Here is a 13091-nt window from a genome sequence, read left to right as displayed (position 1 = left end):
CTTTTTATTTTTATAACCATAGGTAGTATTTTGAGTAATATAAATATTAATACAAATGAGGCGGTAGTCCTACTAAATATGGGTGGTCCAAATAATTTATTTGAAGTTGAAACTTTTTTAAAAAATATGTTTAATGATCCACTCATTTTAACTATCAAAAATTCTTTTATACGTAAATTTACTGCAAATATGATTGTAAATTCAAGATTAGAAAAAGCAAAGAGCAATTACAAGCAGATAGGTTCTAAATCACCTTTAGTTGAGATTACATTTAATTTGACAAAAGTTTTACAAGAATTAGATAATACTAGATTCTATACTTATGCTATGCGATATACTCCTCCATATAATGATTTGGTAATAAAAGATTTGATGGATAGAAATATTACAAAAGTTACGCTTTTTTCTATGTATCCACAATATTCAAATACAACTACACTTTCTTCTGTAAGGGAATTTATGCGTTGTGCAAGAGAGTTAGATTTTAAAGCAAAGATAAATGTGGTTGAAAGCTACCCAACTTATATTGGTTTTATAGAATCTTGCATAGAAAAAATAAAAGAATGTGAAGTAGATTATAGCGATTATGTTTTGTTATTATCAGCTCATTCGATTCCAAAACAAATGGTGCATAATGGCGACCCATACAAAAATGAAATAGAAAAAAGTGCAGCTGCTTTGGAAGAGAGATTGATTAAAGAAGGTATAAACTTTAAAGATATAGCAGTTTGTTATCAATCAAAAATAGGACCAGTAAAATGGCTAGAACCAACTACGATTGATACTATTAAAGAATATAAAGATTATAATATCATGATTTATCCACTTGCCTTTAGCATAGATAATTCAGAAACGATATATGAACTTGAGATTGAAAATAGAGAGTTAGCTAATAAACTTGGAATAAAAAATTATATCGTTTGCAAATGTCCAAATGATTCTCTCACTTTTGCTAAGAGTATTATTGATTTAATTAATTTAAAAGGAAAAAGTATCGATGAAGCAAAGATTTAATATTGTTTTTGTAGTATTATTTAGTTTATTGTTTGTATCTTGCAATGATAATAAAATAGATTCTACTTTGATATCAAGTGGTTCTACGATGGATTCTAATGCAAGAGAATCAGAAAAAAATCTCGATAAAGCAAGTTATGCCGATGTAGCAGATGTATTTTTGGATACAAATGAAATTAATTTCAATAAAGATGTTTTAATCATCTTTGGTAAAAATAATTGCAATTATTGTGATAGTCTAAAAGATATCATCAAAAAAGATGAGAATCTAAAACAAGTAATAAAAGATAATTTTAATCCATACTATGTAAATACTAGCTATCTAAAAATACATTCAATCAATTTTAATGATAGACAAAGCAAGGTAAATACAAGCGATATTGCTCAGCTATTTGCAGTTGATTTTACGCCATCAATTGTATTTTTAAGTAAAAATGGCGATGTGAAATATTTGTTTCCAGGATTTACGCCAAAATTCAAAGATTTAGTATTAGATGTAGTTAGAAAAGATAATGCTATGGGTCAATATGAAGATTTGAATAAAAAAATACATAATTTATAAAAGGCTTATATAATGAAAATTTTTAAGACACTATTTGCTTCTTTATATGCTGCAATTCCACTTATGGGAATCTATGCAGCATTGATTGCAATTGCTACATTTATAGAAAATGATTACGGGACAAATGCCGCAAAAGCCTTGATATATGATGCATGGTTTTTTAATATTTTACATTTGTGGATTTTAATCTGTTTGATTGGTGTTATTTTGCGTTATAAATTATTGCAACAAAAAAAATATGCATCATTTATACTTCACTTTTCATTTATCATCATCATCATTGGTGCAGGTATTACTAGATTTTTTGGGCATGAAGGTTTGATGCACATTAGAGAAGGAGAGAGCACCTCGCTTTATACAAGTAGTGATAATTATCTAAATATCATTGTCCTTGATGGCGACAATAAATACAATCTTCATATTCCAACAAATATCTCTTTTGCTTCTTCAAAAAAATTGGATGAAAAAATCATATTTGGCGATAAAAGCTTTGAGATAAAATCAAATAGTATTTCAAAGATGAATGACAACAAAGGAGATCCTACATCTATACTAGAAGGCTCTATATTTTATAATGGCATAGAATATCCACTAACTTTAATTGGTGGTAGTCAAATTGCAAAAGATTCTGTTATTGACTTAAATGGCATAAAAGCAATAATAAATTGGGGTCCAAGAATGATTGAATTACCATTTTCTATTAAGCTTGATGATTTTATTTTAGAGCGATATCCAGGTTCTATGTCTCCATCCTCGTATGAAGCAAAGGTTGTGCTACTAGATGAGAAAAATAATATTGAAATGCCATATCATATATATATGAATCATACACTTGATTATGGCGGATATAGATTCTTTCAAGCACATTATGATGAAGATGAGTTAGGCACGATTTTGAGTATAAATAATGATCCAGGTAAGATTCCAACATATATAGGATATTTTTTGCTTATTGTTGGCTCTTTTTGGTTGATTTTTGCAAAAAATGGAAGATTTAGAAAACTTGGTAAATTTTTACAATCTCAAAGTATTTATGCTTTAGCATTAGTAGCATTAGTATCGATAAATACGCCATTAATTGCAAATGATACAAATAAAATAGATGATAAGGCGATAGTTGAACGGCTAACAAAATTACGAGAAAATTCAAAAGAGCATGCAGCAATGTTTGGCAAACTTCAAGTGCAAGATTATCAAGGCAGAATTAAGCCTATGGATACTCTAGCAAGCGAATTTGTGCATAAAATGATAAAAAAAGATAATTACAAGAATCTAACAAATATGCAAATTGTCCTTGGGATGATTGTGTATTCAAATGATTGGCAAAATATCAAAATGATAAAAATATCTACACCAAAATTAAAAGAGATTCTAGGTGTTAGCAAAGATAGTGATTATGTTTCATTTAAAGATATGTTTAATGAAGATGGCACTTATAAACTTATAAACTATGTTGAAGAAGCAAATAGAAAAAAGCCTGCTGAACGCGGCACATTTGATAAAGATTTATTGAATGTTGATGAGAGATTAAATATCGCTTATGGAATCTTTACAGCACAATTTATAAAAATATTTCCTATTCCAGAACATGGAGAAACTTGGCTCTCACCAATTGATATTATGACTTTTGGTAATAATGATATATCAATTAAAATTCAGTCAATGCTTTTAACATATTTTGATGGTTTTAATAAAGGTGTAGAGAGTAATGATTGGAGTGAAGCTACAAAAGCATTAGAAGAAATTATTAATTATCAAAAAGAATATTCGGCTAAATCAATTTATCTTGATGAAAATAAATTAAATGCAGAGATTATGTTAAATAAATTAAACTTATTTAAACAACTAATACTCCCTTATATACTTATTAGTATTGTGATGTTTATTATTGTATTTATTTGTATTTTCAAACCAAATGATAAACTACTAAAAATATTAAAAGCATTTTATTATGTAAGCGTGTTGTTACTACTACTTCATTTATTTGCATTATTGCTTAGGTGGTATGTAGCAGGACACGCACCTTGGAGCAATGCATATGAATCTATGTTGTATATAGCATTTGTATCTGCGACATCCGGAATAGTATTTTTTAGAAAATCTTATTTGGCAGTTTGTGCATCATTATTCCTTGCTGGTATTTCGCTTCTTGTTGCAAACCTTGGATTTATGGATCCACAAATTGGAAATCTTGTGCCTGTATTAAAATCATATTGGCTAAATATCCATGTATCTGTTATAACAGCTAGTTATGGATTCTTGGCATTATGCTTTACCTTGGGTATCATTGCACTTATTCTTATGATATTTAGAAGATTTAAATCTGATAAGCTAGATTCTATTATCAATTCAATTACTGTTATAAATGAAATGTCTATGATTTTAGGATTACTTTTGCTTTGTATAGGAAATTTTCTTGGTGGAGTTTGGGCAAATGAATCTTGGGGTAGATATTGGGGCTGGGATGCAAAAGAGACTTGGTCTTTGGTTTCTATTGGAATATATGCTATTATTATACACCTTAGATTTGTTTGTAAAGAGAATTTACAATATATATTCTCAAGTGCTAGTGTAATAGGATTTTTTAGTATATTAATGACTTATTATGGTGTGAATTATTATCTATCTGGTTTGCATTCTTATGCAGCTGGCGATCCAATGCCTATTCCAAAATTTTTATATTTTATGGTTACAGGAATAATTGCAATAGTAGTAGGGGCATTTTTCACAAGAAAGATGCAAAAAATAAAATTATAAAGAGAAGTTTGATATGTTTAAGAAGTTTTTATTATTTTTGCTTGGATTGATTCTTATTATTTTGGTTGCAGCTTTTGTGCTTTTATTTACATCATTTGGTAATAATATTTTAAAACCTCATTTACAAGCTCAAATTGATAAATACTCGCCAATACCGCTTGTTTTAGATTTTTTTTCACTTAGATTTGGAGGCTTTGATATAGTATTAAAATCAAGTGATGATATAAATATTACTTCACATGGGACTTTTTCGCTACTTAGTCAAAATATATATTTAGAATTAAATATATTACTTAAAAATCCATTATTAAAAACATCGCCTACTGCTACGCCAAAAGAGTTATTAATAGAAAATGTAATTAGAGGAAAAATTACTAATTTTGAAATTCATACAGTTAGTAATTCTTTGAAAGGTGAATTTAGAATCGATACAAATATTGTTAATTTTAAACCATTAAAAGTTATTGCAAATATTAAAGATTTGGAATTAGAATCCATCCTTGCTTTACTTGGTGAGAAGCCTTATGCAACAGGTGAAATTGATGTTGTTGCAAATATCATAGGTGATAATAATCTAAAATTCAACGGGCAGGCTCTAGCAAAAGTAAATAATGGTAAGATATCAAAAGATCTTGTCAAAAAAGATTTTGGTGTTAATGTGCCAGATAATTCATTTATAATAAATCTTCTTGCTAATTTTGATGATACAAAAATCGCACATAAATTTGAGTTATTATCAAGTGTTGGCAATATTAACTCAACTGGAAACACGATTATTAAAACATTGCGAACAGATTCAACTTATGATATCAATATAAGTGATTTATCTCCACTTACTCCAATTGTTGGTATGCCACTTAGAGGTGAATTTAGAACAAATGGTAAAGTCATAGGTGATTCAAAATGGATAAATTTGGATGGTAAAAGTGATATAGCAGATAGTGCTACATCGTATTCTATATCATTGCAAAATTATACAAAACCAAAAGATGCGACATTAAAAATCAAAAATTTAAAAATTGAAAAAATATTATATATGCTTGTTAAGCCTATATATGCAAATGGCTTGTTTAATGCTAATGCTAATTTAGGAAATATTAGCTCTGGTATAAATGGTGATTATGATCATACTATGAATGGCACTATCAATGGTAAAGTTGTAAAAAGTGAATTTGATATGGATATGCCAAATATGAAATACAATCATCAAGCAAATATCAATTTTACAAATGGCATTGGTAAATTAAATTTAGATCTAATTACAGATGCAGCAAATCTAAATATAAAAGATGCTTTATTAAATGTAGATTCTCTTGGAATCAGTGCTCCATATAAAATTGATGTTAAAGATTTAAAGAAATTAGTATTTGTTACCAGTAAAGAATTAAAAGGTAGTTTGATTGCTTATGGTGATGTTGTATGGACGCCTATTTCTCTTCGTGGAAATATGAAGAGTGATTTATTTGGTGGAACATTAGATGCAGAGTTAAATAATAATCTAATTAGTGCAACAATAAAAGATATGAATACACTTTCTATCTTAGATATGCTTCAATATCCAAAGATATTTGATTCTACTATAAATGGTGTTTTAAAATATGATAGACAAACACAAATAGGAAATATAGATCTAATATCAACAAAAGGTTCATTTGTTGATAATAAATTGATGTCAATATTAGAAAAAACTCTTAAATTTGATGGAACAAAAGAAGTATATAGCAATATTAAAATCGATGGTGTGATTAATAAAAGTTTAGTTACAGCAAATCTAAATATGCAAAGCAATAATACAAGTATCACCTCAAATAATGTTACTTTAAATCTAGATAATGATGATATAAATGCAAATTTAGCATTAAAAGTGCAGCAATATGAATTAACCGGAATTGTAAGCGGAAAAGTAGCAAATCCAAGTGTAAAAATTGACACTAGCAAGCTTGGTAAGGATATTCTTAATAATGTTATGAAAAATCCAAAAGTCCAACAAGAAGTCCAAAAGATAGAAGATAAAGCAAAAGATATGATAAATAAGGGGCTTAATAATTTATTTAAAAGATGACTAGTTTTTCTCATATCCCAGTTTTGCTAAATGAAGTTCTTGATGAATTTGCAGATTATCAAGGGACTATCATTGATGCGACACTAGGGCTTGGTGGGCATTCTTTTGCATTATTAGAACAAAATAAAAATATTAATATTATTGGAATTGATAAAGATATAGAAGCTATTGCATTAGCAAAAGAGAGATTAAATATATTTGGTGCAAGGTTTAAGGCTTTGCATTCTAGCTTTTCAAATGGCATTAAAGACATCCTATCCAAAAATGATAATATTATTGGAATCTTAGCTGATATTGGCATATCATCATATCAAGTAGATAATCCTAATCGGGGTTTTAGTTTTTATAGTGATAGTCTTGATATGAGAATGGATACAAATTCACATCTAACAGCAAAAATGGTAATTAATTCATACTCAAAAGATGAACTTCATAGAATCTTCATTGAATACGGAGAGATAAAAAATCCAACTTTTATTACAAAAATTATACTTGATTATCGTAAAAATCATACAATAAATACTGCAAAAGAGTTAAGTCAATTAATAGAATCTCATTCTAAGATTAATTCAAAAATTCATCCAGCTACTCTTGTATTTCAATCATTGCGTATAGAAGTAAATGATGAATTAGGAGAGCTTAAAAGATTTCTAAACAATATAGAAAATCTAAAAAAAGCAAAAGTTGCTATAATTTCATTTCATTCGCTTGAAGATAGAATAGTAAAAGAAAAGTTTAAGACTTGGGCAAAATCATGTATTTGTAGTAATGATACTATAAAATGTATATGTGGTAATAATCATAAAAAAGGTGATATTCTATATAAAAAACCAATTATTCCAAGTCAAAATGAAATTAGGGCAAATAAACGTTCGCGAAGTGCTAAGATGAGGTGTTTTAGATTCTATGAATAAAAATGAAGTCAGTTTATATGAAAAACAAAATTTGCTAAATAATTTAGATGATAACAATGAAGGCATAGAGCTTAGACATATATTTTTTGCATATGCAATTTTGTTTCTTTGTATAATCTTTTTTGTTCCAAAGATATATCTATCTAGCAATATTTATTATATAAGTAAAGATATAAATGATTTACAATCAAGAAAAGAATCTCTAAAAGCAGAAAATGCTGAATTACAACAGAGATTAGAGAGTGTAAAATTTAATTTTCTAACGCTTGAAATCGAAGAGATAAAATAAATATTATTTAGCACAAAAGTGCTAAATCTTTAGAATTGGATTCCAGCCTCAATCCCATATATCTTTAGATTTTTGATAGGTGCATTATATGTAAAGAATAGTTGTGCAAATATGTCCATAACATTTCCAAATGAATATGCTGCACCAGCATACACTTTTCCTCCTAGCAAGAATTTCCATCTAAAGCCATTATTAGAATTATCAAATAACATTGCTTTAAGATTTAGCCCATATCTTACTTTAAAATTATTTGCACCTGCATCGTCTTCACCCCAGAATCCAAATGGTAAATATATATAATTTGTTGTATTTTTAATATTATTTACTGTTGTCATGAAGCTTTGGTATCCAAGTCCTAGATAAGCACTTCCTAATAACATTCCAAGCTTTGCCATATCATTATCCATTCTAGTGCCAAATCTATACTCTGCTTCCCAAGTATTATATTTTGATGCAAGATTATTTACTTTTACATTTGATGCAAAAGTATATCTTCCTGCTATTTCATGTGTAAAATTATCAGTAAAAAATATTGCTCTAATCCCACCATCTTGTGCGTTTCCATTTAATTTACCTTGAGCTGTTGGTGTATTCACAAATCCAAATCCATATAACGCTTCAAGGCTAAATGTTTTTGCAAAAATAGGTGAAGTTACCAATATAGCTATAATTAATTTTTTAAGCATAAATCAACCTTTATTTTTAAAGTCTTAATGATGGAGTTATTCTACCATAAGTTGAGATTATTACATAGTATAATTATAGTTTATATCATATTTTTTGGATATTTTTAAAATGGATGATTTAAAGCAGCTACTAGATGATGAATATAAAGCTAGAAATACAACATTTGAATTAAGCCAAGATAAGCCTGATCCGCTTTTTGCTGTGAAAAAATATGTAGATTCTAAATATATTAGCGAGATTGCTGCAATTTGTGCGCTTTTATCATATGGCAATGCAAAGCAGATTCTAAAAACATTATTATCAATAGATTTTAATATTATTGATGATAGAAAGTCTATTTTAAATACTTCTTTTCCTCTATATAGATTCCAAACAAAAGATGATATAAAAAATATATTTTTATGTATGAATGATATTATAGAAAGTGGTGGAATAAAAAATATTTTTTTAGATTCTTATAATAAAGAAAATGATGTCTTATCTGGAATAAATGCAATGATAGAATCTCTTAGAAACAAGGTAGAACTTACAAAAGGGCTTGATTTCTTGATAGGTAGAAAAAGCATAAAGCCAAGCGCTTCATCGCCACTAAAAAGATGGAATATGTTTCTTAGATGGCTAGTTAGAAAAGATAATATTGATATTGGAATCTGGCATGATAAAGTATCTAGCAGACATCTTATTTTGCCACTTGATACACATACATTTAAAGTATCTAAAAAACTTGGATTATTAAATAGAAAGAGTTATGATTTGCAATCGGCACTAGAAATCACAAATAATCTAGCAAAATTTGATGAAAATGATCCTATAAAATATGATTTTGCATTATATAGAATAGGGCAGGAAAAAATCCTCTAAAATCTATTTGCTTAATTGGGCATTATTTTCAATATTATTTAACCATATCAGAATCTGTTCTACACAATGATAAGATTCTTCATTTATTTCATCACCTATATCAAAATTGATAAGAGAATCTACAAGCTCTTTATTTTGAAACATAGGTATATTATATTCTTTTGCTTTTTTAATAATTTCAAATGCAATTTTTTCTCTGCCACTTGCAACTACTTTTGGTATGCTGATATTTTCTCCATATGCAAGTGCTACAGCTTTTTTTGTATTCATTTTAATAACTTGATAATATAGAATCTATTTCTCTCCAATTTGGAGTAGATTCTGGCGTTGTGTGTTTTAATATATGATATATGCTTCTATTTATAATGTCAGTTTCAATATTTACTCTTCTATTTATTTGATATGTATGAAATAGAGTATTGTAAAATGTGTGAGGAATGATTGTAAGCCTAAAGATATTTTTTTGCAAAGAATTTATAGTAAGACTTATTCCATCTATAGCAATGCTTCCTTTTGGCACTATCAAGGGTATTTTACTTTCATCAAATTCGATATAAAAATCAAATCCATTTTCATTTTGCTCTATTTTTCTAATAATCCCTATACAATCAATATGTCCTTGCACAATATGCCCATCTAGTTTGTCATTTAGAGTTAGTGCTTCTTCTAAATGCACTTTATCTTTTAGATTCTCAATTGCAATATTATCTCTACTTTCTTTGCTAAGTATCGCATCAAATTCATTATCTTTATATCTTGTTGCTGTTAGGCAAATACCATTTACTGCGATGCTTGCACCAATTTTTGGTGCTAAGTCACTTTTGATTGTGATTGTTTCATTGCTAAATTGTTTTACAATTCCTATATGTTTAACCAATCCACTAAACATAAAAAACCTCTCTACTTTTAGATTCTGCTATTATTTTAACTTAATTTTTATTATGGAGTTTAGTGTGTATATTGATACGCATTGTCATTTAGACAGTAAAAAATATAAAGAGAATCTTGATACTATCATCACAAATGCTCTAAATCTTGGAGTGCAAAAGATTATTATTCCTGGTGCTGATATCAACGATCTACCTTATGCAGCACAAATTGCAGAAAAATATAGTGGTGTATTTTTTGCAAGCGGGATTCACCCAACAGAAATAGGTGATTTTGATTGTAATATGCAAGCAAAGATAAAAGACATCTTAAGCAATCCAAAATGTATCGCGATAGGTGAAATAGGACTTGATTATCATTATTTTGATTCTAATAATTGTGATGATATAAAATTAGCACAAGAAAGAGCTTTTAGATACCAAATAGAACTTGCAATCTCTAATAATCTACCAATTATAATACATACTAGAGATTCTAATGATGATGTAATTAGAATCTTAAAGGATTATGAAAGTGATATTATAGGTTTGGTTTTTCATTGTTTTGGTGGTGATAAAACTCTAGTAAATGCACTATCATGTCCTACTTATTTTGGTATTGGTGGGGTTGTCAGTTTTAAAAATGCACAAAGTTTGCGAGATTGTCTTCAAGAGTTGCCACTAGAATCTTTGATTTTAGAGACAGATGCTCCATATTTAGCTCCAATGCCACATAGAGGTAAAATAAATACACCAGAATATATACCTATTATTGCAACGCATTTAGGGGAGACTTTGTGCTTGGATTTAGAAATTATTGCTACCAACACGACAAATAATGCTTTGAAATTATTTAAGATTTGATTTGTTTTTATCAAAAAGATAAAAAAATAGTTTAAGAAAAAATAAGTATAATCCATAGTTTTATACAATTTTTATTTTAGAGGTTTTATTGCAAAATAATTTAGCAAAATTTATATTTATTGCCATATTTGTTTCAGTAAGTAATGCTAGTTTTTATGGGAATCAATTCAGTGCAGTAGAGAGTATTTTAAATGCATTTGATATTGATACTTCATTTCAAACTGATACTAGCTTATTTGAAATTCATAATCAAACAATTAGCGGTGAGAGATGGGAATCTTTTGTTGATAGTTTTGAGAGAGGATATGTTTATATACCTATTTTAAAGCAAATGTTAAGTGATGCAGGAGTTCCACAAGAATTTTTATATCTAGCTATGGCTGAATCTGAATTTTCACCAAGAGCATATTCACCAAAAAAAGCATCAGGTATTTGGCAGATTATGCCTAGCACAGGAAAGCAGCTAGGTCTTAGAATAGATGATTTTATAGATGAAAGAAGAGATCCTATAAAATCTACCGCTGCAGCTATAAAATATTTAAAGTTTTTATACAATGCAACTGGAAAATGGTATTTAGCAGCAATGGCTTATAATTGTGGTATAGGACGATTGCAAAGAGCTATAAAAGAAGCAGGAAGCAGTGATGTTTGGGTATTAATGGATGAACAAAAGAAATACATTCCATCAGAAACTAGAAATTATATAAGAATGATTATATCTATGGGGGTTGCATTTAGCGATATTGGAATCTTAAAAAATGAAGAGAAAGAGTATTTTTTAAATCGTGGAGTAACTACTACATTAACATCAATTAAGATTCAAGGTGGGGTTAGCCTGCATTCTATTGCTCAAGGAGCGGGCATTAGCCTAAATGAGCTTAAACAATACAATAGGCAATTTAAATACGATTTTTTACCATTTGATAATGCAGAGTTTGATGTTTATTTACCATATGAATATTTGCTTAGTTTCAAACAAAATTTTGATCCAAAAAAGATAGATTTTGCAAAATATTTTATTACATATAAAGTTGCAAAGGGTGATAGTTTGTATAGCATATCAAGAAAATATGGTGTTAGTATAAAATCTATAAAAGTTGCAAATAACTTGAAAAAAACATTGCTTTCTATTAATCAAAAATTGATAATTCCACTTAAAGATAGTAAATATGCAATGATAAATAATTCATTAAATGGGAGATGAGGTTGAATAAAAATATTTATTTACTTACAACATTATTTATTTTTTTGGCTGGTTGTGCTAGCACTTCTACATATCGTGGAGGTATTGGTGCATTTCAAGATTATGAAGGATTTCAAGATTATTTAAATGGTTATTCACCATCAAAATCTAGCTATTATGAAGATAATACATATAGTAGTAATTATAATCCAAACAATAATACACCTAATAATAGCTCGTATCAAAATCAAAATACTGAAGGCAATGTTTCTACTCTTCCACCTCCAGAGAATATACAATTAGGAAGTGCAAGGGATTCTGAAGCATTACAAAGAGCTACTATGAAGCCATATCAAATTAATGGTAAGTGGTATTATCCACAAAAAGTTAGTATTGGCGAGAGTTATGATGGCATTGCTAGTTGGTATGGTCCAGATTTTCATAATAAAAAAACATCAAATGGTGAAACTTATGATATGCATCTTCATACTGCAGCACACAAAACTCTTCCTATGAATACAATAGTAAAAGTTGTAAGCAAAGATACAAACAAAAGCACAATTGTGCGTATAAATGATAGAGGTCCATTTGTTGAAAATAGGATTATAGATTTATCTGCTGCTGCAGCAAAAGATATTGATATGGTAAAAAGTGGGACTGCTAGAGTAAATATTGAAGTAGTTGGCTTTAATAATGTTGTATCAAATGATATTGCAAATCAATCAACTATAGTAAGAGATATGGTAAATTCAAGTGAATTTAGTGATGAATTTAAAGTAGGAAATGTAGAATATAGTGTATCTGGTGGAAATTTTGCAGTTCAAATTGGTGCATTTAGAAAAGAAAATGGAGCTAATATTTTTAAAGATACTCATAAATATAATGGATATTCAACTATCGTCAAAAGCGGTGAATTAGGTGGAGAAGCTATTTATAGAGTATTTGTAACAGGCTTTAAGAGTGAAGATGAAGCTAGAGATTTCATAAAGGATAATAAAATCGATGGTTTCTTGATAAGAGATTAGGAGTAAA

13 protein-coding genes are annotated in these 13091 nt (G+C 28.3%); 10 read left to right on the top strand and 3 right to left on the bottom strand.

Going from position 1 to position 13091, the window contains the following annotated elements:
• Positions 1-30: 30 nt before the first annotated feature.
• Genes hemH through CQA42_RS03020 form a run of 6 tightly spaced genes read left to right on the top strand, consistent with a single transcriptional unit; the run spans position 31 to position 7598 of the window.
• Entirely contained in the window at positions 31-1014 is a 984-nt protein-coding gene (hemH, locus tag CQA42_RS03045; RefSeq protein WP_258865545.1) for a ferrochelatase, read from the top strand.
• The gene (locus CQA42_RS03040) at positions 998-1576 is read left to right on the top strand and encodes a thioredoxin fold domain-containing protein (protein ID WP_115583227.1); all 579 of its coding nucleotides are present in this window, start codon (positions 998-1000) and stop codon (positions 1574-1576) included. The genes hemH and CQA42_RS03040 overlap by 17 nt, the downstream gene beginning before the upstream one ends.
• Positions 1577-1588: 12 nt before the next feature.
• Positions 1589-4333 carry a cytochrome c biogenesis protein gene (ccsA, locus tag CQA42_RS03035; RefSeq protein ID WP_115583226.1) on the top strand — a complete coding sequence of 915 codons (2745 nt, stop codon included), beginning with the start codon at positions 1589-1591 and terminating at the stop codon, positions 4331-4333.
• Positions 4334-4346: 13 nt separating this feature from the next.
• Positions 4347-6395: a hypothetical protein gene (locus CQA42_RS03030; protein WP_115583225.1), complete on the top strand. Its 2049-nt coding sequence runs from the start codon at positions 4347-4349 to the stop codon at positions 6393-6395.
• Positions 6392-7309: a 16S rRNA (cytosine(1402)-N(4))-methyltransferase RsmH gene (gene rsmH / locus CQA42_RS03025; protein ID WP_115583224.1), complete on the top strand. Its 918-nt coding sequence runs from the start codon at positions 6392-6394 to the stop codon at positions 7307-7309. Before CQA42_RS03030 ends, rsmH begins: the two co-directional genes overlap by 4 nt.
• Positions 7302-7598 carry a hypothetical protein gene (locus tag CQA42_RS03020; protein ID WP_115583223.1) on the top strand — a complete coding sequence of 99 codons (297 nt, stop codon included), beginning with the start codon at positions 7302-7304 and terminating at the stop codon, positions 7596-7598. Before rsmH ends, CQA42_RS03020 begins: the two co-directional genes overlap by 8 nt.
• Positions 7599-7627: 29 nt before the next feature.
• On the opposite strand, the gene CQA42_RS03015 is transcribed toward CQA42_RS03020, so the two are convergent.
• A complete protein-coding gene (locus tag CQA42_RS03015) occupies positions 7628-8284 on the bottom strand; it encodes a hypothetical protein (protein ID WP_115583222.1) in 657 nt (218 codons plus the stop codon).
• A 109-nt stretch (positions 8285-8393) separates the two neighbouring features.
• On the opposite strand from CQA42_RS03015, the gene CQA42_RS03010 reads away from it, so the two are divergent.
• Positions 8394-9146: a TIGR02757 family protein gene (locus CQA42_RS03010; protein ID WP_115583221.1), complete on the top strand. Its 753-nt coding sequence runs from the start codon at positions 8394-8396 to the stop codon at positions 9144-9146.
• Between the two features lie 3 nt (positions 9147-9149).
• On the opposite strand, the gene CQA42_RS03005 is transcribed toward CQA42_RS03010, so the two are convergent.
• Positions 9150-9416 carry an EscU/YscU/HrcU family type III secretion system export apparatus switch protein gene (locus CQA42_RS03005; RefSeq protein ID WP_115583220.1) on the bottom strand — a complete coding sequence of 89 codons (267 nt, stop codon included), beginning with the start codon at positions 9414-9416 and terminating at the stop codon, positions 9150-9152.
• Between the two features lies 1 nt (position 9417).
• Positions 9418-10035: a riboflavin synthase gene (ribE, locus tag CQA42_RS03000; protein WP_115583219.1), complete on the bottom strand. Its 618-nt coding sequence runs from the start codon at positions 10033-10035 to the stop codon at positions 9418-9420.
• A 64-nt stretch (positions 10036-10099) separates the two neighbouring features.
• On the opposite strand from ribE, the gene CQA42_RS02995 reads away from it, so the two are divergent.
• The 3 genes from CQA42_RS02995 (at position 10100) to CQA42_RS02985 (ending at position 13084) form a co-directional block, all read left to right on the top strand.
• Complete coding sequence (locus CQA42_RS02995) at positions 10100-10876, top strand: TatD family hydrolase (protein WP_181881479.1); 777 nt, start codon at positions 10100-10102, stop codon at positions 10874-10876.
• Positions 10877-10964: 88 nt separating this feature from the next.
• Positions 10965-12080 carry a lytic transglycosylase domain-containing protein gene (locus tag CQA42_RS02990; protein ID WP_115583217.1) on the top strand — a complete coding sequence of 372 codons (1116 nt, stop codon included), beginning with the start codon at positions 10965-10967 and terminating at the stop codon, positions 12078-12080.
• Positions 12077-13084, top strand: a complete 1008-nt coding sequence (locus tag CQA42_RS02985) for a septal ring lytic transglycosylase RlpA family protein (protein WP_115583216.1) — start codon at positions 12077-12079, stop codon at positions 13082-13084. Before CQA42_RS02990 ends, CQA42_RS02985 begins: the two co-directional genes overlap by 4 nt.
• Positions 13085-13091: the final 7 nt, after the last annotated feature.

The organism is Helicobacter sp. MIT 99-5507 (assembly GCF_003364295.1).
GTDB lineage: Bacteria > Campylobacterota > Campylobacteria > Campylobacterales > Helicobacteraceae > NHYM01.
Note: the sequence above shows the minus strand (reverse complement) of the source record. Positions and strands in the feature narration are given on the sequence as shown.

What these genes read in the sequence shown, in the direction of transcription:
- ccsA (WP_115583226.1), top strand. Translation starts at nt 1,589, where the DNA reads ATGAAAATTTTTAAGACACTATTTGCTTCTTTATATGCTGCAATTCCA.
- CQA42_RS03010 (WP_115583221.1), top strand. Translation starts at nt 8,394, where the DNA reads ATGGATGATTTAAAGCAGCTACTAGATGATGAATATAAAGCTAGAAAT.
- rsmH (WP_115583224.1), top strand. Translation starts at nt 6,392, where the DNA reads ATGACTAGTTTTTCTCATATCCCAGTTTTGCTAAATGAAGTTCTTGAT.
- CQA42_RS02985 (WP_115583216.1), top strand. Translation starts at nt 12,077, where the DNA reads ATGAGGTTGAATAAAAATATTTATTTACTTACAACATTATTTATTTTT.
- CQA42_RS03020 (WP_115583223.1), top strand. Translation starts at nt 7,302, where the DNA reads ATGAATAAAAATGAAGTCAGTTTATATGAAAAACAAAATTTGCTAAAT.
- CQA42_RS03030 (WP_115583225.1), top strand. Translation starts at nt 4,347, where the DNA reads ATGTTTAAGAAGTTTTTATTATTTTTGCTTGGATTGATTCTTATTATT.
- CQA42_RS03005 (WP_115583220.1), bottom strand. Translation starts at nt 9,416, where the DNA reads ATGAATACAAAAAAAGCTGTAGCACTTGCATATGGAGAAAATATCAGC.
- CQA42_RS03015 (WP_115583222.1), bottom strand. Translation starts at nt 8,284, where the DNA reads ATGCTTAAAAAATTAATTATAGCTATATTGGTAACTTCACCTATTTTT.
- CQA42_RS03040 (WP_115583227.1), top strand. Translation starts at nt 998, where the DNA reads ATGAAGCAAAGATTTAATATTGTTTTTGTAGTATTATTTAGTTTATTG.
- ribE (WP_115583219.1), bottom strand. Translation starts at nt 10,035, where the DNA reads ATGTTTAGTGGATTGGTTAAACATATAGGAATTGTAAAACAATTTAGC.